General features: G+C 64.1%; 17 protein-coding genes and 3 pseudogenes. 6 read left to right on the forward strand and 14 right to left on the reverse strand.

Annotated features, from left to right (window positions below; all coding sequences use genetic code 11):
- Nucleotides 1–3 precede the first annotated feature (3 nt).
- The 4 genes from FFS60_RS18195 to FFS60_RS18210 all read left to right on the forward strand — a co-directional run bounded on the left by FFS60_RS18195 (nucleotide 4) and on the right by FFS60_RS18210 (nucleotide 3,803).
- On the forward strand, nucleotides 4–708 hold the full coding sequence (locus FFS60_RS18195; protein WP_028631238.1) for an ABC transporter ATP-binding protein: 705 nt from the start codon (nucleotides 4–6) through the stop codon (nucleotides 706–708).
- The gene (locus tag FFS60_RS18200) at nucleotides 705–1,571 is read left to right on the forward strand and encodes a branched-chain amino acid ABC transporter permease (RefSeq protein ID WP_256658112.1); all 867 of its coding nucleotides are present in this window, start codon (nucleotides 705–707) and stop codon (nucleotides 1,569–1,571) included. Before FFS60_RS18195 ends, FFS60_RS18200 begins: the two co-directional genes overlap by 4 nt.
- Nucleotides 1,571–2,593 carry a branched-chain amino acid ABC transporter permease gene (locus FFS60_RS18205; protein ID WP_137822761.1) on the forward strand — a complete coding sequence of 341 codons (1,023 nt, stop codon included), beginning with the start codon at nucleotides 1,571–1,573 and terminating at the stop codon, nucleotides 2,591–2,593. Before FFS60_RS18200 ends, FFS60_RS18205 begins: the two co-directional genes overlap by 1 nt.
- A gap of 280 nt (nucleotides 2,594–2,873) precedes the next feature.
- Complete coding sequence (locus FFS60_RS18210; protein WP_137822762.1) at nucleotides 2,874–3,803, forward strand: LysR family transcriptional regulator; 930 nt, start codon at nucleotides 2,874–2,876, stop codon at nucleotides 3,801–3,803.
- A gap of 37 nt (nucleotides 3,804–3,840) precedes the next feature.
- Here the strand turns inward: FFS60_RS18210 and FFS60_RS18215 are convergent, their stop codons facing one another.
- From FFS60_RS18215 to FFS60_RS18245, 7 genes and pseudogenes are all read right to left on the reverse strand, one after another.
- Nucleotides 3,841–4,344, reverse strand: a complete 504-nt coding sequence (locus FFS60_RS18215) for a sterol desaturase family protein (protein WP_137822763.1) — start codon at nucleotides 4,342–4,344, stop codon at nucleotides 3,841–3,843.
- A 292-nt stretch (nucleotides 4,345–4,636) separates the two neighbouring features.
- Nucleotides 4,637–6,214: a malate:quinone oxidoreductase gene (locus FFS60_RS18220; RefSeq protein WP_028631242.1), complete on the reverse strand. Its 1,578-nt coding sequence runs from the start codon at nucleotides 6,212–6,214 to the stop codon at nucleotides 4,637–4,639.
- A 179-nt stretch (nucleotides 6,215–6,393) separates the two neighbouring features.
- A complete protein-coding gene (locus FFS60_RS18225) occupies nucleotides 6,394–7,821 on the reverse strand; it encodes a mechanosensitive ion channel family protein (RefSeq protein WP_137822764.1) in 1,428 nt (475 codons plus the stop codon).
- A 176-nt stretch (nucleotides 7,822–7,997) separates the two neighbouring features.
- Nucleotides 7,998–8,436: pseudogene (locus FFS60_RS18230) on the reverse strand (N-acetyltransferase family protein); the annotation flags it as partial.
- Between the two features lie 49 nt (nucleotides 8,437–8,485).
- Nucleotides 8,486–9,127: pseudogene (locus FFS60_RS18235) on the reverse strand (LysE family transporter).
- Nucleotides 9,128–9,165: 38 nt separating this feature from the next.
- On the reverse strand, nucleotides 9,166–9,378 hold the full coding sequence (locus FFS60_RS18240) for a helix-turn-helix transcriptional regulator (protein WP_009050838.1): 213 nt from the start codon (nucleotides 9,376–9,378) through the stop codon (nucleotides 9,166–9,168).
- Between the two features lie 7 nt (nucleotides 9,379–9,385).
- Nucleotides 9,386–9,943, reverse strand: a complete 558-nt coding sequence (locus FFS60_RS18245) for a DUF2975 domain-containing protein (protein WP_137822765.1) — start codon at nucleotides 9,941–9,943, stop codon at nucleotides 9,386–9,388.
- Nucleotides 9,944–10,096: 153 nt separating this feature from the next.
- Between FFS60_RS18245 and FFS60_RS18250 the strand changes: the two genes are divergently transcribed.
- Nucleotides 10,097–10,438, forward strand: a complete 342-nt coding sequence (locus tag FFS60_RS18250; RefSeq protein WP_137822766.1) for a DUF190 domain-containing protein — start codon at nucleotides 10,097–10,099, stop codon at nucleotides 10,436–10,438.
- 137 nt (nucleotides 10,439–10,575) lie between these two features.
- Here the strand turns inward: FFS60_RS18250 and FFS60_RS18255 are convergent.
- The 3 genes and pseudogenes from FFS60_RS18255 to FFS60_RS18265 form a co-directional block, all read right to left on the reverse strand.
- Nucleotides 10,576–10,891 (reverse strand): annotated as a pseudogene (locus FFS60_RS18255) (glutathione S-transferase N-terminal domain-containing protein); the annotation flags it as partial.
- 70 nt (nucleotides 10,892–10,961) lie between these two features.
- On the reverse strand, nucleotides 10,962–11,621 hold the full coding sequence (locus tag FFS60_RS18260) for a glutathione S-transferase family protein (protein WP_137822767.1): 660 nt from the start codon (nucleotides 11,619–11,621) through the stop codon (nucleotides 10,962–10,964).
- A 276-nt stretch (nucleotides 11,622–11,897) separates the two neighbouring features.
- Complete coding sequence (locus FFS60_RS18265) at nucleotides 11,898–12,239, reverse strand: FKBP-type peptidyl-prolyl cis-trans isomerase (protein WP_028631248.1); 342 nt, start codon at nucleotides 12,237–12,239, stop codon at nucleotides 11,898–11,900.
- A 298-nt stretch (nucleotides 12,240–12,537) separates the two neighbouring features.
- On the opposite strand from FFS60_RS18265, the gene FFS60_RS18270 reads away from it, so the two are divergent.
- On the forward strand, nucleotides 12,538–12,900 hold the full coding sequence (locus FFS60_RS18270; protein WP_137822768.1) for a DUF3509 domain-containing protein: 363 nt from the start codon (nucleotides 12,538–12,540) through the stop codon (nucleotides 12,898–12,900).
- Nucleotides 12,901–12,950: 50 nt separating this feature from the next.
- Here FFS60_RS18270 and FFS60_RS18275 read toward each other — a convergent pair whose 3' ends face one another.
- From FFS60_RS18275 to mexE, 4 genes are all read right to left on the reverse strand, one after another.
- Entirely contained in the window at nucleotides 12,951–13,142 is a 192-nt protein-coding gene (locus FFS60_RS18275; protein WP_028631250.1) for a hypothetical protein, read from the reverse strand.
- A gap of 217 nt (nucleotides 13,143–13,359) precedes the next feature.
- Complete coding sequence (locus FFS60_RS18280) at nucleotides 13,360–14,754, reverse strand: efflux transporter outer membrane subunit (RefSeq protein ID WP_137822769.1); 1,395 nt, start codon at nucleotides 14,752–14,754, stop codon at nucleotides 13,360–13,362.
- Complete coding sequence (locus FFS60_RS18285; protein ID WP_028631252.1) at nucleotides 14,751–17,939, reverse strand: efflux RND transporter permease subunit; 3,189 nt, start codon at nucleotides 17,937–17,939, stop codon at nucleotides 14,751–14,753. Before FFS60_RS18285 ends, FFS60_RS18280 begins: the two co-directional genes overlap by 4 nt.
- A gap of 11 nt (nucleotides 17,940–17,950) precedes the next feature.
- On the reverse strand, nucleotides 17,951–19,192 hold the full coding sequence (gene mexE / locus FFS60_RS18290) for a multidrug efflux RND transporter periplasmic adaptor subunit MexE (RefSeq protein WP_137822770.1): 1,242 nt from the start codon (nucleotides 19,190–19,192) through the stop codon (nucleotides 17,951–17,953).
- Between the last annotated feature and the right edge of the window lie 324 nt (nucleotides 19,193–19,516).

The raw sequence follows: 19,516 nt of genomic DNA on the forward strand, positions 1-19,516 counted from the left end.
GTCATGCTGACGATCCGCAAACTGCGCGCCGGCTACGGCGACTTCCAGGCGTTGTTCGGCATCGATCTGGACCTGGCCGAAGGGGAAACCCTGGCCATCATCGGCTCCAATGGCGCCGGCAAATCCACCTTCATGCGTTCGCTCGCCGGGCTGATCCGCAACGACCCCGGCGCCATTCGCTTCAAGGGCGAGTACATCGGCAGCCTGCCGGCCAACCAGGTGCTGGAGCGTGGCATCGCCCTGGTGCCGGAAGGCCGCAAGCTGTTCCCCTCGCTCAGCGTCGAGGAGAACCTGCTGATCGGGGGTTACAGCAAGCGCCAGGGCGCCTGGAACCTGGAGCGCATCTACAGCCTGTTCCCGGTACTGGCCAACCTGCGCAAGCGCCCCGGCACCGCGCTCTCCGGTGGCCAGCAGCAAATGGTCGCCATCGGCCGCGCGCTGATGTCCAGCCCAGGCCTGTTGCTTTGCGACGAGATCAGCCTCGGTCTGGCGCCGACCACCATCAAGGACATCTACGCCGCACTGCCGTCGATCAAGGCCGATGGCACAGCGGTGATCCTGGTGGAGCAGGACATCAACCAGGCCCTCAGCGTCGCCGACCGCTTCTATTGCTTCCAGGAAGGGCGCATCTCCCTTTCCGGCAAGCCGGGGGAGGTGAGCAAGGAACAGATCAAGGCGGCCTATTTCGGCCTGGCGGAGGCACGATGATGGAATGGCTCAATACCCTGGTGCAGGGCGTGCTGCTCGGCGGCCTCTACGCCATGTTCGCGGTCGGCCTGTCGCTGATGTTCGGCATCATGCGCCTGGTCAACATCGCCCATGGCGACTTCATCGTGCTGGCCTCCTACCTGGCCCTGGTGGTGGTCGAGGCGCTCGGCCTGTCGCCGCTTGCGAGCCTGGTGCTGGTGGTGCCGGTGATGTTCGTGGTCGGTTACGGCCTGCAACGGCAACTGCTCAATCGCACCCTCGGCAACGACATCCTGCCGCCGCTGCTGGTGACCTTCGGCTTGTCGATCATCCTGCAGAACGTGCTGCTGGAGTTCTTCAGCGCCGACAGCCAGAAACTCTCCCAGGGCGATCTGGAAGTGGCCAGCGTGGCCGTGGGCGGCCTCAGCCTCGGCGTGATGCCGCTGATGGTGTTCGGCAGCGCGCTGCTGGTGATCGGCGGTTTGCAGCTGCTGTTCTACAAGACCAGCCTGGGTCGCGCTTTCCGCGCCACCTCTGACGACCAGCACACGGCCCAACTGATGGGCATCGACAACCGCCACATCTTCGGCCTGGCCATGGCGTTGGCGATGGCGGTGGTGTCCATCGCCGGCGTGTTCCTCGCGGTACGTACCAGCTTCGACCCCAGCGTCGGCCCGGCGCGCCTGCTCTACGGCTTCGAGGCGGTGATCATCGGCGGCCTCGGCAGCCTCTGGGGCACCCTGGCCGGTGGCGTGATCCTCGGTGTTGCCCAGGCGGTGGGGGCGCGTATCGATCCGGGCTGGCAGATCCTCGCCGGCCACCTGGTGTTCCTGCTGATCCTGGTTTTTCGCCCGCGTGGCCTGTTTCCCCGGAGTGTCGACTGATGAATGCGATGAACAATGCCTACCTCGTCCAGCGCGCCACCCGCAGCAGCCAGGTGGGCCTGGCGCTGCTGGGCGTGCTGGTGCTGGTGCTGGCGTCTCTGCCGTTCTGGGCCGACCGCGCGGTGCTGCGGTTGGTGGTGGAGTTCGCTTACTACCTGGCCCTGGCGCAGATGTGGAACCTGCTGGCGGGCTACGCCGGCATGGTTTCGGTGGGCCAGCAGGCCTTCGTCGGCCTGGGTGGCTACCTGCTGTTCGTGCTGGCGTCGCAGTTGGGTGTGCCGCCGCTGGCCGCGGTATTCCTCTCCGGCCTGGTGGTGGCGCTGCTCGCAGTACCCACGGCGCTGGTGCTGTTCCGCCTGCGCGGAGCCTATTTCGCCATTGGCACCTGGGTGGTGGCTGAGGTGTTCCGGCTCGGCCTGGCCCAGGTGGGCAGCCTGGGCGGTGGCTCCGGACAGAGCCTGCCGGCCTCCATCGTTCGGCAGATCGGCAGCAGCCGTGACAGCCGCGAGATGCTGCTGTACTTCAGCGCCCTGGGCATTGCCGTGGCGGCGGTGCTGGTGGTCTACCTGCTGCTGCGCTCGCGCCAGGGCCTGGCGCTGACGGCCATCCGCGACTCCGAGCCGGCATCCGGGAGCCTGGGCATCAACGTGTTCCGCACCAAGCTGCTGGTCTATGTGCTGGCTGCCGGCTGCACGGGCGTCGTCGGTGCGCTGATCTTCCTGCAGAAGCTGCGCATCTCCCCGGATGCCGCCTTCAGCGTGCAGGACTGGACGGCAGCAGTGATCTTCATCGTCATCATCGGCGGCATCGGCACCCTGGAAGGGCCGCTGATCGGCACCCTGATCTACTTCGCGCTGCGCAGTTGCTTCGCCGAATTCGGCGCGCTGTACATGATCATCCTCGGCTGCGTGGCGGTGGTGATGATGCTGAAGGCACCGCAGGGTGTCTGGGGGCTGGTGAGCGAACGCTTCGGCTGGCAGCTGTTCCCGATGCAGCGCAAGTTGTTGGGAGCTGGTCTGTAGGGGCGAAGTCATTGGCTATGTCTGCGTTGGCTGTTGCGAGAGATTTACCATCCGGCCAAGAGTCTTGTAGGAGCTGGCTTGCCAGCGAAACGGGGCCATTCGCTGGCAAGCCAGCTCCTACGGGCAATGCAGCTGCCTGCAACACGTAATGCAGACATAGCCAATTCATTCGCCAAGGGCGGCGTAGCAGCCCCGCTCGTGTACGAAGGGCAGACCTTCGGCCTGCTTGGCGATTGAAATCGCCCCTACAGTTAGATCATCGCTGGAACTGGAAAACACCATGGACCGCCTGCTCAGCATCGAAGCCTTCGTCCGCGTCGCGGAAACCGGCAACTTCGCCAAGGCCGCCCAGCAACTGGGCGTGACCCGCTCGGTCATCAGCCATCGCATCCAGCAATTGGAGGAGTACATCAGCGCGCCGCTGTTCCACCGCAGCACCCGCCATGTGCGTTTGTCGGAGGTCGGGGAGACCTACTACAAGGAATGCGCCGACATGGTAGCGACCTTCAACAGCCTGACCGAGCAGATGCGCGACCTGCGTGCCAAACCCACCGGCAAGCTGCGCATCCAGATGCTGCCGGGCTTTGCCATCGGCCACTTCGGCAGCCTGCTGGCGGAATTCACCGAGCTCTACCCGGACATCGAGGTCGACGTGATCGTCAATGACCGGGTGGTGGACCCGATCGAGGAAGGCTTCGACGTGGCCTTCCAGATGTTCCCTCCGTTGGCCGAGAGCCTGATCGAGCGCAAGCTGTTTTCCGTCCGCCGGCTGTTCTGCGCCTCCCCCGACTACCTGGAGCGCCAAGGCGCGCCCGCCGTGCCCGCAGACCTCCAGGCACACAAGGTGGCGCTCTACGAGGGCTACCCGTCGCGCAACAAATGGGTGTTCAACGGCAATGAACAAGTGGAACTCAACCTCACCGGTCAGGTGCGCTCCAACTCCGTCCACCTGCTGCGCGATTACGCCATCACCGGTACCTGCGTAGTCTGCCTGCCGACCCTAGTGGCCAGCGACGACCTGCTGGCCGGGCGGCTGGTCCCCGTGCTCACCGACTACTCGCTGACGGCCTTCAACTTTTCCGCCGTCTACCCGGCCACCCAACGCCGGGCGCTGAAGGTGCGCACCCTGATCGAGTTCCTGGTGGAGCGAATCAGCGATGAACCGGCGTGGGACCGGGCACTGTTGGAGCAGGGTTGGATCAAGGCATAAAGCCACAGGCACGGCAGGCGTCTGTCCCCGACTCCGGTCAGGCCCGCGCCTCTCGTTCGGTCCGCACGAAATGTTCGCGCGTACCGAACACCCAATCAAACCACGGCTTGGTTACGCACCAGTTGGCCTGCGGGTTGGGACCCATATGGTGGTCGTAGTGCCAAGGCAGGTGCCGGCGGGCCCAGTCGGGGTTGTCGTGGGCCTTCTTGTGAGTGAAGTAGTAGTTGCCGGCGCAGTACCAGAGCGTCAGGCACAGCCAGGGCGCCCAGAGGATCAGGGGCGCCACCAGGGCGCTGGCAGCGATCAGTGCCCAGGCTTCCTTGCCCTGCGCATGCCAGCCCAGCGGAGGGCGGCGGTAGCAGGGGTCGTAGAAGTCGTGCTGGCGGGCATTGCGGTGGTGTTCGTGGAAATGGAAGCTCCAGAAAGTACCGCGCTTGCGGCCCATGCCGTGCAGCACGATGCGGTGGAACCACCATTCGGTGAAATTGCCGAGCAGCAGGCCGGCGGAGATGCTGATCAGCGCTTCGAGGTGCCAGGGCATTTTCTTCTCCTTGTTGTTGTCCCATGGAACCCGGAACAGGACAGCTCTCCGGGCTACGGAACCAAGGTTCGCGCGGGTGTACGAAGGGAACAGCCTGACTTTCGATTAGCGTCGACGCAGGGCAAGCAGGACCCGCGTCGACACTATCGTTCAGAGCAAAGGAACGCGTCCCGACAGCCATGCTGAGGGACAAGCCTCGCAGGTGGGTGCTGAGCCTGCGAAGCCCAAGATTTCCCGGCACCGTGGCCAGTGCTGTCGGGCTTCGTCGAACTCGCTCCAACCTATGATTCGTTTACTGCGCAGCCACCTCGGGCAGTACCGGTACGTAGTCCAGCTGCAGGCGCTCGCTGCTCCAGGCGCGGACCTGGTTGGTCAGCTCCAGGTCGTTGTTCAGCTTGCGGCCGTAGGAGGGGATGATTTCCTTCAGGCGAGCCTGCCATTCCGGCGTCTGCACCTTGTCCTTGAAGGTCTTCTCCAGCACGGTGAGCATGATCGGCGCCGCGGTGGAGGCGCCCGGCGAGGCGCCCAGCAGGGCGGCGATGCTGCCGTCGGCGGAGCTGACGACTTCGGTACCGAACTGCAGGACGCCGCCTTTCTCGGCGTCCTTCTTGATCACCTGCACGCGCTGGCCGGCGGTCAGCAGTTCCCAGTCTTCGTCCTTCGCCTGCGGGAAGTATTCACGCAGCTCGTGCATGCGGTCGGCCTGGCTGAGCATCAGCTGGCCCATGAGGTAGGTGCTGAGCGGTAGGTTGTCCAGGCCGGCATTGGTCATCGGGCCGATGTTGTCGGTGGTCAGGGCGCTGAACATGTCCAGCAGCGAGCCGTTCTTCAGGAACTTGGTGGAGAAGGTGGCGAAGGGCCCGAACAGCAGCACCTTCTGGCCATCGATCACGCGGGTGTCCAGGTGCGGCACGGACATCGGTGGCGAGCCGACCGAGGCCTTGCCATAGAGCTTGGCCTGGTGCTGGGCGACGACCTCGGGGTTGCGGGTAACCAGGAACTGGCCGCCCACCGGGAAGCCGGCATAGCCTTCGGCTTCCGGGATGCCGGACTTCTGCAGCAGCTTGAGGGCGCCACCGCCAGCGCCGATGAAGACGAATCTGGCCTTGACGCTGGTTTGCGCCTCGTTGTTGCCGAGGTCGGCCGCGGTAACGGTCCAGGTGCCGTCATCGTTGCGCTTGATGTCGCGTACTTCGTGCTTGAGGTTCAGCTTGACCTTGTCGCTTTGGGTCAGGGAGCCGATCAGCTGGCGGGTGATCTCACCGAAGTTCACGTCGGTGCCGATGGCCATGCGGGTGGCGGCGACCTTCTGGTCGGCTGGGCGGCCTTCCATCGCCAGGGGTACCCACTGTTTGATCTGATCGAAGTCTTCGGAGTACTCCATGCCACGGAACAGCGAGCTGTGTTGCAGGGCGGCGTGGCGCTTCTTGAGGAAGGCGATATTGTCATCACCCCAGACGAAGCTCATGTGCGGCACGCCGTTGATGAAGGACTTCGGGTTGCTCAGCACGTTGCGTTCGACCTGGTAGGCCCAGAACTGCTTGGAGATCTCGAAGGATTCGTTGATCGCCACGGCCTTGCTGATGTCGATGCCGCCGTCTGCGGTTTCCGGCGTGTAGTTCAGCTCGCAGAAGGCGGAGTGGCCGGTGCCTGCGTTGTTCCAGGGGTTGGAGCTTTCCGCTGCGACCTGGTCCAGGCGCTCGTAGATGTCGATGGTCCAGCCCGGCTCCAGTTCGTGGAGATAGGTGCCGAGGCTGGCACTCATGATGCCGGCGCCGATCAGCAGCACGTCGACGGACTTCTCCGGCTCGGGTTGCTTGGCACAGCCGAGCACCGTGAGGCACAGGAGTCCTAGGAGGAGTTTTTTCATGGGACTGTCCCTTTCTGTTTCTCGAAAGGGGCGGTGCGCAGGCAAATGTCGTGCCGGAATCGGGGGATGGCCCTGAATCGTTTCACTTGGCGGGATTCAAGGGCCTGGAAGCACGCGAGTGTGGCGGGAATCCGCCCTTTTGGGGGCGGTGAGGGTGCCGGGCGGGCGGTTTTCCGCCCTCAGCCCTTCTTGTGCAGCCAACTGAGAAAGCCGCCTTTCCTGATTGCCTGGGGCTTCTGCAACAGCAGGTTGCGACTGGCCTGCTCACGGAAGGCGCGTAGACGGGTGAGGGCGGCACGGACTTCGATGCGCTCCTCCAGGCAGCTACGGATTGCGTCCCGCTCGACGCGGTAGAGCACGCAGGAGGTGAGCGCGGTGAATCGCGCCTGGGACGGTGCATCGTTGGCGATGCCTTCTTCGCCGAGAATTTCGCCCGGTCCCATGCGACCGGCCTCGATCATGCCGGCGCCGTCCGGTACCGCCGCCGAGATGACGCCGGTGCCGATCACCAGCAGGCCATCGGAAACCTCGCCGACATCCAGCACCACCTGGCCGGCGGAGAAGGCCAGGGGCGCCATGACCTGGCTGAGTTCGTCTTTCTCCTCGCTGCTCAGGGCACGGAAAATCTTCACGTCCTCCAGCAGTAGACGCGGCCGCGACCAGGGCTGGGGCACGCTATCGCTGCTGAAGGCTATGCCGGCGGCTTCGAGATGGCGGTGCGCCAGGTCGTACATCAGGTTGCGGACTTCGGTCTTGTTCTCGCCGGTACGGATGAAGCCGCTGGCTTCGTACTCCACGGACTCCAGGTCCGAGCCCTTGATCGCGACCTTGGGCTTGGGGCTGGTGAGCAGCACGCTGATGCCCTGCACCGTCTTTTCCAGGGCATCCAGCACCCGGCGCGGTCGCACCTGGGTGGGGACCCTGAGGCTGATGGACACGCCCGTCAGCTCATAGGGGCGGCTGAAGTTGTGGACCTTGGTCTTGGCCGAAACCGAGTTCGGAATCACCACCGTGCTGCCCTGGCTGGTGAGCAGGTGGGTGGCGCGCCAGTCGATTTCCACCACCTTGCCTTCGGTACCGTCGATGGAAATCCAGTCATCCAGTTGGTAAGGCTTGGTGGTGTTCAGGACGATGCCGGAGAACACATCGCTGAGGGTGCTCTGCAGGGCCAGGCCGATGACGATGGCCATGACCCCGGAGGTGGCCAGCAGGCCTTTCACCGGCAACTGCATCACATAGGCCGCCGCCGCCACCACCGCCACCAGGAAGATCACCGCGCCCAGCAGGTCCTGCAGCAGTCGCCCGGCATGGCCGATACGCGGCATCAGCAGGCCCAGCACCACGGTCAAGGTGCGAGCGCAGAACAGCCACCAGACGATTTCCAGGGCAGTGGCCACCAGGTTGAGTGTGGTGTCCGTCCAGGGCGGCGGCTGCAGTGGGTTCAACCCGGCATCGATGATCAGGGCGCTGAACAGCAGGAAGAGCACGACGCGGCAGAGCACCCGCCAGGTGCGTTGCTCGACGGGAATGCTGCGCCAGACCAGCAGGTCGAGCAGCAACAGGGCGACGCCGAAAACCAGCGGGTGGTTCTGAATGAATGCGAGCATGAAATCCCTTCCGCGAGTGAGTGTGCATCACGTTAGCAGAGCTCACCATCAGGCTGAATTGTCCTGTGGGGACGATTCAATTGGCTGGGGCTGCATTCCGTGCTGTAGGCAGCTGCATTGCCCGTAGGAGCTGGCTGGCCAGCGAATGGCGGCGTTTCGCTGGCCAGCCAGCTCCTACTCTGTTTGTTCCGGCGCTCTTCGATGGCGAACGGCACGAACCCGAGCTTCGGATACAGCAGCAGGCCCGCCACGTTGTCATTGAAGCAGGACAGGGTCACCTGTGCGGCCTGGTGTTTGTCCCGGGCGATGCGCAGCATCTCGCCGATCGACTGCCCGGCGACGCCCGCGCCGCGGGCCCTCGGGATCGACGATGAGATTGCCGAGGGTGCAGGTGCCGTGGGCTTCCCACCGGTAGAAGTTGGCGAAACCCAGTACCTGGCCGTCTCGCTCGATCACTGTCGAATCGCAGCGTTGGGCAATGGAGTCGCGCAGTTGCTCATGAGTCAGCGGCCAGCTGGCCGCCGGGAAAAAGAAAAACAGCTCCTCGGGATTACCGGCAAAACCGCAGATCCGTGGAATATCCCGATCCTGCACGGGGCGAAAAGTGAAGCTCATGTCCTGTCTCCTGACCCTGAAAATCCATGGCGTGCGCCCGGCCCCGGTTTCAGCGATTGGCCACCAGATGGGCGCCGAACAGCAGGTAGCAACTGCCGGCAAAGCGGTCCAGCCATTTGCGCGAACGACTATAGACGGCAGCCATGCGGTTGCTGGCGAAGAACAGCGCGACGCAGCAGTACCAGGTGAACGACAGCGAGGCCATGGTGAGCACGGCCAGGCCCAGCAGCAACGGCGGTGGTGACGCCGGCATCGAGGTGGCGAAGATGGTGGCGACGAACAGCGCCGACTTGGGGTTGGTCATGTTGCCGAGAAAGCCCAGGCGATAGGCCGAGAACAGGCTGCGGCCCGACTCACCAGGCAAACCGTTGCCCGCCCCGGTCGGCGCCGGCTTGCGCCTGAACTGCTTCAGGCCCAGGTAGATCAGGTAGCAGCCACCGGCGATCTTGAAGGCCAGTTACAGGGCCGGGGCGGCACTGAACAGCGACTTGATCCCCAGGCCGCCGGCCAGCCCCCAGAGCACCGTGCCGGTGGCGACACCCAGCGCGGCGATCATGCCATGGCGACGCGAACAGCTGGCGGCCAATTGCGCCGTGGTAAAGAAGTTCGGCCCCGGCGTGACCACGGCCACGGTCCAGAGCAGCGCCAGCGACAGCAGCGGGCCGGCATACAGCAAATGTTCGAGCGCCATGACACAGACCGCCTTTATCGCGTTAAGGGAGGCCGACGCTACTCCACCTCGGGCTCATGGATCAACAGGTCGCCCGGCTGACACTCCAGGTATTGGCAGATCGCGTCCAGTGTCGCGAGCCGCAGGCCCTTGACCTTGCCCTGCTTGAGCAGGGACAGGTTGGCCTCGGTGATGCCGATCGCCGCCGCGAGGTCCTTGGATTTGACCTTGCGTCGGGCCAGCATCACGTCCAGTTGAATGACAATTGACATACTGATCTCACACGAAGGCGCGGTTTTCCGAATCCACTTCACTGGCCTGCCAGAGGATACGCGCGATGATGGAAATACACGCAGCCAAAAACAGCGCGACAAAGGTCGGGGCGGTGATGCTGAGACTGATCAGGCGCTCGCCCACCGGCGCGTTCAGGGTGACCCAGATGCTGAGTAGCGGCTCGCAGAGAAAGTCCAGCAACACCCACAACGCCACGCCCCGCCCGACCTTGCCCAAATGCACCGCCGCCGCGCTGGAAAAGTACTCGCCGCGGGCATAGCTCTGGAACAACTGGCGCAGATGGCTCAAGCCAAAGGCCAGCGCCAGCAGGGGGATGCTCGACAGCAGAATGCCGCCCAGGGTTTGCCACCAGGGAAAGACAGCACCGGCAGCCAGATGGCTCGACAGGCTATTGCTCAGGCCAAAACCGAACCCGTAGCCACTTTCCGCGCTCAACTGCGGAAACAGCCACAGCGCCGCGTTGAGCAGCAACATGGCAATGATCAATAACAGGGTGACAGCCGACATGCGCTGGCTGAACCGGGCAATATCTTGGGACGTCATGGGAAGGCTCCAGAGGAAGGAATGTGGAGAAATCATAAAGAAGTAATTATCGTAAAACAATAATTAATTTCTGCTTTTCGATCATTTAATTCATAAGCCCAGCAATACCCCCGGGGCTATGCTGAAAGCAATGGAGGCCATTGGAGAACGCTCATGAACGGTTTCCTGGTGATTTTCTTCACCCAGCAAAATCGCCGCTATCACGGCAAGATGGTCGGTGACTGGCTCGTCGACCTGGCCAACGAGCTGGGCCTGCGCGGCGCGACCATGAGCACCGCCATCGAAGGTTTCGGCCACACCGGCCGGCTGCACTCCGCACACTTTTTCGAACTCGCCGACCAACCCATCGAGGTCCGCCTGGCACTCACCGAAGAGGAGTCAGCCCGGCTGTTCGAACGCCTGGAGGACGAGGACATTGCGCTGTTCTATATCAAGACGCCGATCGAGTTCGGCACCCTTGGCAAAGACGCCAAGAAAGCGGACGCGGGCGGATGACGCGCTGAAGACAGTCGCACGCGCCTGGGTTACCGTACGGGCCTGACGTTGTGTCGAGGACAGCTCCATGGGCAAGCCCGCCCCCCGTAAAGACGGGGTCCACCGCGCGCCTCCCACGCGGCCGGCAGCGTCCTCTGGAATCAACTGGCCGGTCTTGTCGGCCAGGTAGATGAGGATGGCGCCAGACTCGAACAGTGGCAGCGGACGACCATCCGGGCCGTTGGGGTCGATGATGGCGGGAATCTTGTTGTTCGGATTGAGGGAGAGGAACTCCGGCGACATCTGGTCGTTGCGCTCGAAGCTCACCAGGTGCGGCTCGTAGGGCAGGCCGGTCTCCTCCAGCATGATCGAGACCTTGACGCCATTGGGCGTCGGCAGGGAGTAAAGCTGCAGCCGGTCCGGCTGGGTCGCGGGCCACTTGCGAGCGATGGGGAAAGCCGACAGTTCACGCATGGGGACTTCCTGTTCGAGATTGAAGGGCGAATGGGCAACCTTACCTGTCGACTGCCGAAGAGTGGATGGCTCAGTCGCGATCCGGCGCCCCCAGCGGGAACAGCGGTCGATACATGCGCGCTTCGTCCACCGCGCGGGCGAACGAGGGACGAGCCAGCAAGCGCTGCCGATAGGCCCGGACGTTGCCGAACGACCCGGCAATCGGGTGTACCCAGTCGGCATAGAACAGCGCCGGCGCGGCTGCGCAGTCGGCGAGGCTGAAGGTTTCGCCGGCCGCCCAGGCTCGGCCCGCGAGCTTCTCTTCGAGCCAGGCGTAACTGCGCTCCAGCAGGCCTTTCGCTTCCGCCACGCCAAGCGCGTCGCGCTGCTCTGCCGGGCGCAGGCTATCGAACACCGGCTTCTGCATCGGCGTCATCACATACAGGTCGAAGAAGCGATCCAGCATGCGCACCTCAAGCGCGGCTTCCGACCCCTCGGGGATCAGCGTCACCGGCCCGGCATGATGTTGCTGCAGGTATTCGATGATGATGCTCGACTCCATCACCGGCCGCTCGCCGTCCAGCAGCAACGGAAACCGCTGGAGCGGCCAGAGGGTCTGGAACTCGTCGGCGGTGGTCGGGTCATCCGGTGACAGCAAGCGCATGCGGAAGGGTGTGTCGTTCTCGTAGAGCGCGATCAGCACCTTCTGGCAGTAAGACGAGAAGGGATGGGCGAACAGTTGCAGGGACATGGGCGACTCCTGTTGAAGTTGGGATTCGCTAGCTGGTCGATTGCCATTTGGGGAAATCGACAGGTTTTGGCTGTTGTAGGAAGACGACTTTGTCCCTGCAAAGGGTAGGCGCCTATGGCGCTGAGGGACCGCTGTCAGCGTGCTGAAAGAGTCGTCCGGTATCCTGCCTGTCGCCGGCGACACGATTGCCGGGTGTTATCTCCCCTCTATTGCGCGGTTCCAGCGGCAGCCCAGGCCACAAGCCTGCGGCCTGTCGCTGTGCAGCACCGGGGTGAATCAATCGTCCCGCGTCAGCACTTCCAGCAATTCGATCTCGAACAGCAGGTTGGAGTTGGGCTTGATATGGGCGCCGACCTGGCGTTCGCCGTAGGCCAGGTGCGCCGGGACGAAGAGCTTGCGCTTGCCGCCCACTTTCATGCCCATCAGGCCGATGTCCCAGCCCTTGATGACACGCCCGGTGCCGATCACGCACTGGAAGGGCTTGCCACGGCTGTAGGACGAATCGAACTCGGTGCCGTCTTCCAGGGTGCCGCGGTACTGGGTGGTGATCAGGGCGCCCTTGACCACTTCCTTGCCGTTGCCCAGCTGGATATCGGTTATCTGCAGTTCGTCACTCATGGGATGTGCTCCTTGGTTCGCCGGTCGGGTCCGGCCATTTGCGCGCAGCCTTTTCGCAGGATCGCGCGCGCCGGTCAAGCCACGACGTGATTCGTCGACGACAGGAACGCCCGGCTTCATTGGGGCTTCGTGCAATTTGCATGAGCGTTGGGCGGGGAATCGTGCAAGTCACCCACAGGTTGCAGGGCGCTCCCGTTCCATATGGCTGATTTGCAAGGAAATTACCTGAAGCAGCAAACGGGCACGACGACTGCAGGGAACAAGGTCCGAAAACCCAGGACCCGACAGGAGTTTCCGAATGAAGCTGCCATTTACTGCCTTCTATGATGCCTTTGCGCAGTACCAGGTAGTCGTGAAGCCCCGGCCCGATGGGTCATTGTTGCTCACGTTGACCGGACAGGACGGCGAAGCGCTCTGCAAGGCCATCGACAACGAAGCCTTCTACAGCGACGCGCGCGTGCGCCAGGTGATCCGGGAACTGCAGCGGGACATGAAGCTGGACGCGGGCGAAGTGCACTGGCACGACAAGGGCATCGACTGGGTATCGCGCGATCTGCCTACCTATCAGGGCGGGCCCATTCACATGACGGCGGCCAAGACGCTGGTGGCGCGGCGCAAGCTGGAGCCCAGGCAACAGGCTCGTCGAACCCCCGTAGCCTGAACACCGCTGACGGATGAAAGGAGCGGGGCGACCCGCTCCTTTTTTGTGGCTTAGCCACGCTTCGCTTTTTCGGCGAGTTCCTTCTGGGCGACAGCTTCGTTTGCCTCGTGTTGCTGTTTTTCGATCTGCGCAAGGCGCTTCTCGTAGCGGGAGATGGTGCGGTCGCCGCCGCCGGATGCCATCGCCGAACCAGCGGAAAGGGCGACGGCCAGCAAGGTTGCGGAAGTGATGAGCTTTTTCATGGAATGTCTCCTATCGAGATCAAGGGGTGGGGTATCCAGAGCAATCTCCGAATTCGTTACAGCCGTCCTTGACGCAGGCAGTGGGCTTCCCGGTGGCCGGTCGCGCCGGTCGTTCGCGGGAATCCATCGCGACTTGAATAAAAGGCCCCGCGGCGAGGAGCTCGTACCCGCGGGGTGAAAATGCCGGCCGGGGCAGGCCGGGCAAGGGAAGAGAGGGTCACGCCTGGGGTTGCCAGCCGCCGCCAAGGGCCTTGTAGATGGCGACGATGCCGCGATAGACCTCGACTTCGGCCTGGGCCTGGGCGTCTTCGGCGGCCAGGCGCTCGCGTTCGGCGTCCAGCAGCACGAGGAAGTCCACAGTGCCTTCGCGATAGCGGGTTGCGGCCTGTTCGGCGGCGGCACGGGTGGCTTCCGACTGGCGTACCAGGGAAACCAGGCGCTGCTGGCGCTTGCCGTAGTCGCTGAAGGCGTTCTCGGACTCCTCCAGGGCCAGCAGCACCTGTTGCTCGTAGCCGGCCAGGGCACCTTCGGCGTCCGCTTCGGCACCCCGCAGGCGGGCGCGGACGCTGCCCAGGTCGAAGGCCGCCCAGGAGATGGTCGGGGCCACGGCCCAGGCTCGTGCAGCGGAGGAACCGATCTGCGAACCGCGCCCAGCGGTGAAACCGAGGAAGCCGGAAAGGCTCACACGGGGGAACAGATCAGCCGTGGCCACGCCCACGCCGGCGGTGGCGGCGGCCAGTTGGCGTTCGGCGGATCGCACGTCCGGGCGGCGGCGCAGCAGTTCGGCGGGATCGCCAATGGGCAGGGCCTTGGCGATCACCGGCAACGGTTTGGGCGACAGGTCCACGGTCAGCTGTTCCGGGCGCTGGCCGAGCAGCGTGGCGATGCGGTTGCGGGCACGCGCTTCTTCGGCCTGCAGTTGCGGCAGGCTGGCTTCGGTGGCGGCCAGACGCCCGTCAGCGCGCAGCACATCCAGCTCGCTGCCGACGCCCGCGTCGCGCAGTTGTTCGGTCAGGCCACGGGACTCCTGCTGGTTCTCCAGGTTTTCGCGGGCAATCCGCTCCCTGAGCTGCGCGCCACGCAGGTTGCCGTAGGCGTCCACCAGTTCGGCGATCAGGCTGACCTGCAACTGCTGCAGGTCAGCCTGGGCCGCGTCGGTTTCCGCTTCGCTGGCTTCGATCTGGCGTTGGATGCGGCCGAACAGGTCCAGCTCCCAGGCCATGTTCAGGCCCAGGTCGTAACGCTCGCTGTTGGCGCGCTCTTCGGTGACGCCGGGCTGCTGGCCCTTGCCGATTTCGGCGCTGGCGCCAGCGGTGACCACCGGAAACTGGTCGTTGCCAACATCGTCGCGGAAGGCACGGGCCGCCTTGAGGCGGGCGAAGGCGATGCGCAACTCACGGTTTTCCTTGAGCGACTGCTGCACCAGCTGATTCAGGGTCGGGTCGTCGAACTGTTGCCACCAGACGCTCTCGAAACGGCCGCGATCGGCCTTCACGGCGTCCGCCGAGGCGAGCCGCGCGGGCTCGGTGTCGGGGGCCTTGTAGTCCGGGCCCACGGCACAGGCGGAAAGGGTCAGTGCCAGCAGGGCGGGGGCGAAAGCCTTGTGCATCATGCGTGTGCTTCCTTCAGTTGCGGGGCGCGGGCGGCCTTGCGCGCTTCGCGCTTTTCGACGAATCCGCGGATCAGGACGTAGAACACCGGGGTCAGCAGCAGGCCGAAGAAGGTCACGCCGATCATCCCGCTGAACACCGCGACACCCATGGCGTGGCGCATTTCGGCGCCGGCACCGGAGGACAGCACCAGGGGCACCACGCCCATGATGAAGGCGATGGAGGTCATCAGGATCGGGCGCAGACGCAGGCGGCAGGCTTCCAGGACGGCGGCGACGCGGTCCAGGCCTTCTTCCTGTTTCTCCTTGGCGAACTCGACGATGAGGATGGCGTTCTTGCACGCCAGGCCCACCAGTACGATCAAGCCGATCTGGGTGAAGATGTTGTTGTCGCTACCAGCCAGGATCACCCCGGTGATGGCGGAGAACAGCACGGTCGGCACGATCAGGATCACCGCCAGCGGCAGGCTCCAGCTCTCGTATTGGGCGGCCAGCACCAGGAAGGCCAGGAGCACGCAGAGCGGGAAGATGAAGATCGCGGTATTGCCGGCGAGGATCTGCTGGTAGGTCAGGTCCGTCCATTCGTAGGTCATGCCGTTGGGCAGCTCTTCGTCCAGCAGCTTGGCGATGGCCGCCTCGGCCTGGCCGGAGCTGTAGCCGGGCGCGGCTGCGCCGTTGATCTCGGCGGTGATGAAGCCGTTGTAGTGCATGACGCGATCGGGGCCAGCGCTGTTTTCCACCTTGACGAAGGTGGACAGCGGGATCATCTCGCCACGGTTGTTGCGCACCTTCAACTGGCCGATCTGCTCGGGCTCCAGGCGGAATTGCTGGTCGGCCTGGACGTTGACCTGGTAGGTGCGGCCGAAGCGGTTGAAGTCGTTGGCGTACAGCGAACCCAGGTACACCTGCATGGTGTCGAAGATGTCGCTGATGGCCACGCCGTGGGTCTTGGCCTTCTCGCGGTCGATGGCGGCATCCACCTGCGGCACGTTGACCTGGTAGCTGGTGAACACCGACATGGGGTTCAGTTCCGGCAGCTGGCGCGCCTTGGCGATGATGTTCTGGGTCTGCTTGTACAGCTCCTCGTAGCCCAGGTTGCCGCGGTCCTCGACCTGCAGGCGGAAGCCGCCGATGGTGCCGAGGCCCTGAACCGGGGGCGGCGGGAAGATCGCGATGTAGGCATCCTGGATATCCGCGAACTGCTTGTTCAGCTCGGCGGCGATGGCGCCAGCCGACATGGACGGGTCCTTGCGCTCATCGAAGGGCTTGAGCGGGGTGAACACGATCCCGCTGTTCGGGCTGTTGGTGAAACCGTTGATGGACAGGCCCGGGAAGGCCACGGTGTTTTCCACGCCCGGGTGCTTGGAGGCGATCTCGGACATGCGCTTGATCACCGCTTCGGTGCGGTCCAGGGTGGCGGCATCCGGCAGTTGTGCGAAGGCCACCAGGTACTGCTTGTCCTGTTGCGGCACGAAGCCGGCCGGAGTGCTGGAGAAGCCCAGGTAGCCGAGTCCCAGCAGGCCGGCATAGATGAACATGGCGATGCTGCTGCCCCGCAGGACGCGGCGCACGGTACGGACGTAGCCGCCGCCAGCGCGTTCGAACATGCGGTTGAACGGGTTGAACAACCAGCGGCCGAACAGCGTGTCGAGCACGCGGGAGAAGCGATCCTTCGGTGCGTGGTGGTCCCTCAGCAGCACAGCGGCCAGGGCCGGCGACAGGGTCAGCGAGTTGAAGGCCGAGATCACCGTGGAAATGGCGATGGTCAGGGCGAACTGCTGGTAGAACTGCCCTGTGAGGCCAGAGATGAAGGCGGTGGGCACGAATACGGCGCACAGCACGAGGGCGGTGGCGATGATCGGGCCGGTCACTTCCTTCATGGCCTGGCGGGTGGCTTCCACCGGCGACTTGCCGAGTCCGATGTTCCGTTCGACGTTTTCCACGACGACGATCGCATCGTCCACCACGATGCCGATGGCCAGCACCAGGCCGAACAGCGACAGGGCATTGAGCGAGAAGCCGAACAGGTGCATCACCGCGAAGGTGCCGATCAGCGACACCGGCACGGCGGCCAGCGGGATGATCGAGGCGCGCCAGGTCTGCAGGAACAGGATCACCACCAGGACCACGAGCACGATGGCTTCGAGCAGGGTGTGAACCACCGCCTCGATGGAACCGCGCACGAAGATGGTCGGGTCATAGACGATTTCGTAGTCCATGCCCTGGGGGAAGCTCTGCTTCAGTTCGGCCATGCGCTCACGAACGGCGTCGGAGATTTCGATGGCGTTGGAGCCGGGACGCTGGAACACCGGAATCGCCACGGCCGGCTGATTGTTCAGCAGCGAGCGCAGGGCGTACTGGTTGGACCCCAGCTCGACGCGGGCGATGTCCTTCAGGCGAGTGATCTCGCCGTCGTCACCGGCCCGGATGATGATGTTCTCGAACTCTTCCTCGGTGACCAGGCGGCCCTGGGTGTTGATCGACAGCTGGAAGCTGTTGCCGGCATCGGACGGCGGCGCGCCGAGGGCACCTGCGGCGACCTGGCGGTTCTGCTCGCGAATGGCGTTGACCACATCGGTGGCGGTCAGGTTGCGCGAAGCCACCTTGTTCGGGTCGAGCCAGACACGCAGGGAGTAGTTGCCCATGCCGAACAGCTGCACGTCGCCCACGCCATCCAGCCGCGCCAGCTCGTCCTTGACGTTGAGCGCCGCGTAGTTGGACAGGTAGAGCATGTCGTAGCGGTTATCCGGTGAGGTCAGGTGCACCACCATGGTCAGGTCCGGAGAGGCCTTGTCCACGGTTACGCCAAGCCGCTGCACCTCGGTGGGCAGGGTGGGCATGGTCCGGGTCACGCGGTTCTGCACCTGCACCTGGGCGTTATCCAGGTCGGTGCCCAGGGCAAAGGTGATGGTCAGGGTCAGCTTGCCGTCGTTGGTCGCCTGGGAGGACATGTAGAGCATGCCTTCCACGCCGACGATGGCTTGCTCCAGCGGCGAGGCGACGGTTTCACCGATCACCTTGGGGTTGGCGCCGGGGAAGTTGGCGCGCACCACCACCGTCGGCGGTACCACTTCCGGGTATTCGCTGATGGGTAGCTGGAACAGCGAGATGGCGCCGCCGATCAGGATCAGCAGCGACAGCACGGCGGCGAAGATCGGCCGCAGGATGAAGAACTGGGAAAAATTCATGGCGTGCTACCTCAGCCGCGCGGGCCGACGGACGTTTTGGCGTTCTGCTCGGCCACTCGCGGAGCGTTGCTGCTATCCACGGATTGGCGCAGGCGGGCCAACTGTTCGAGGGTGGATTCGTCGGCCATGGGCACGGCTTGCGGTTCCACAGGTGCGCCGGGCATGGCGCGCTGCAGGCCGTTGACCACGATCGTTTCGCCCTTGACCAGGCCGTTGCGCACGATGCGCAGGCCTTCCAGCTTTGGCCCCAGTTCGATGGAGCGGTAACTCACCTTGTTGTCTTCACCCAGCACCAGGACGAACTTCTTGCCCAGGTCGGTGCCGATGGCCTCGTCCTTGATCAGCGCGGCCGGGTAGGTCTCGCTGCCCACCAGCTTGATGCGGGCGTAAAGACCGGGGGTGAAGCGGCCGTCCTTGTTGTCGAACACGGCGCGGCCACGGATGGTGCCGGTGCGCGGATTGACCTGGTTGTCGAGGAAGTCCAGCTGGCCCAGGTGCGGGTTGCCGGTTTCGCTGGACAGGCCCATGTACACGGGGCTGGCGGCGCGGGTGTCGGAGCCGGTCTTGCGGGCCAGTTCCACGTACTTGAGGAAGGCGCGCTCGTCGGCGTCGAAGTAGGCGTAGACCTTGTCGGTGGAGACCACCGAGGTCAGCAGCGACTGGCTGGCGTTGACCAGGTTGCCTTCGGTGATTTCGGCACGGCTGACGCGACCGTCGATGGGCGCGGTCACGCGGGTGAAACTGAGGTTGAGCTTGGCGTTGTCCAGTTCGGCCTGGGTGGCGGCGACCGCGGCCTGGGCCTCGGTGGCAGCGCTGGCGCGAGCGTCGGCCAATTCGGCGGAGATGGCATTGCTCTGGCGCAGGCGCTCACCACGGCGGGCTTCGTTGGCGGCACGGTTCTGGTTGGCGCGGGCTTGCTGCAGTTGGGCTTCCAGGCGCTTGACCTCGGCCACGAAGGGGCGCGGGTCGATCTGGAACAGCAAGTCGCCTTTCTTCACCAGGCTGCCTTCATCGAAAGCCACCCGGTCGATGTAGCCGGAGACGCGCGGGCGGATTTCCACGGACTCCGGAGCTTCCAGGCGACCGGTGAATTCGTCCCATTCGTTGAGGGGCTGTTCGATCACTTCGGCGACGCTGACCTTGGGGGCCGCTTGGTTGAGCGTGGCTTCCGGTGCCTTGCCGCAAGCTACCAGTACCACCGCCGCCGCGAGGGTAAGAGGGTAACGCCAGAGATTCTTCTGTATTGCTTCCATGGGACAGCTCCGCCAATTGGTTTTATGAATGGGCGGAGTCTGCGTGCGGAGATTCGACCAGACGAATCGAACACCCTGAAGATGACTATTACTGGAAGTGATTGATCAGGGCGGGGTTATGGCGTTGTTGATGGTTTGGAATCTGTAGGGGCGATTTCAATCGCCAAGGGATGCGCAGCGTCCCCTGAGAGTTTGATGGGCAGACCTTCGGCCTGCTTGGCGAATGAATTGGCGATGCCTGCATTGCGTGTTGCAGGCAGCTGCATTGCCCGTAGGAGCTGGCTCTTGGCCCGTTGGTAAATCTCTCGCAACAACAAACGCAGA

The organism is Pseudomonas sp. D(2018) (genome assembly GCF_005502555.1).
In the GTDB taxonomy this organism is placed as follows: Bacteria; Pseudomonadota; Gammaproteobacteria; order Pseudomonadales; family Pseudomonadaceae; genus Metapseudomonas; species Metapseudomonas resinovorans.

Coding starts and splice junctions, on each gene's coding strand:
- FFS60_RS18260 (WP_137822767.1), bottom strand. CDS start 11,621: ATGTCCCTGCAACTGTTCGCCCATCCCTTCTCGTCTTACTGCCAGAAG.
- FFS60_RS18195 (WP_028631238.1), top strand. CDS start 4: ATGCTGACGATCCGCAAACTGCGCGCCGGCTACGGCGACTTCCAGGCG.
- FFS60_RS18245 (WP_137822765.1), bottom strand. CDS start 9,943: ATGACGTCCCAAGATATTGCCCGGTTCAGCCAGCGCATGTCGGCTGTC.
- FFS60_RS18210 (WP_137822762.1), top strand. CDS start 2,874: ATGGACCGCCTGCTCAGCATCGAAGCCTTCGTCCGCGTCGCGGAAACC.
- mexE (WP_137822770.1), bottom strand. CDS start 19,192: ATGGAAGCAATACAGAAGAATCTCTGGCGTTACCCTCTTACCCTCGCG.
- FFS60_RS18270 (WP_137822768.1), top strand. CDS start 12,538: ATGAAGCTGCCATTTACTGCCTTCTATGATGCCTTTGCGCAGTACCAG.
- FFS60_RS18285 (WP_028631252.1), bottom strand. CDS start 17,939: ATGAATTTTTCCCAGTTCTTCATCCTGCGGCCGATCTTCGCCGCCGTG.
- FFS60_RS18250 (WP_137822766.1), top strand. CDS start 10,097: ATGAACGGTTTCCTGGTGATTTTCTTCACCCAGCAAAATCGCCGCTAT.
- FFS60_RS18215 (WP_137822763.1), bottom strand. CDS start 4,344: ATGCCCTGGCACCTCGAAGCGCTGATCAGCATCTCCGCCGGCCTGCTG.
- FFS60_RS18220 (WP_028631242.1), bottom strand. CDS start 6,214: ATGAAAAAACTCCTCCTAGGACTCCTGTGCCTCACGGTGCTCGGCTGT.
- FFS60_RS18200 (WP_256658112.1), top strand. CDS start 705: ATGATGGAATGGCTCAATACCCTGGTGCAGGGCGTGCTGCTCGGCGGC.
- FFS60_RS18240 (WP_009050838.1), bottom strand. CDS start 9,378: ATGTCAATTGTCATTCAACTGGACGTGATGCTGGCCCGACGCAAGGTC.
- FFS60_RS18205 (WP_137822761.1), top strand. CDS start 1,571: ATGAATGCGATGAACAATGCCTACCTCGTCCAGCGCGCCACCCGCAGC.
- FFS60_RS18280 (WP_137822769.1), bottom strand. CDS start 14,754: ATGATGCACAAGGCTTTCGCCCCCGCCCTGCTGGCACTGACCCTTTCC.
- FFS60_RS18265 (WP_028631248.1), bottom strand. CDS start 12,239: ATGAGTGACGAACTGCAGATAACCGATATCCAGCTGGGCAACGGCAAG.
- FFS60_RS18225 (WP_137822764.1), bottom strand. CDS start 7,821: ATGCTCGCATTCATTCAGAACCACCCGCTGGTTTTCGGCGTCGCCCTG.
- FFS60_RS18275 (WP_028631250.1), bottom strand. CDS start 13,142: ATGAAAAAGCTCATCACTTCCGCAACCTTGCTGGCCGTCGCCCTTTCC.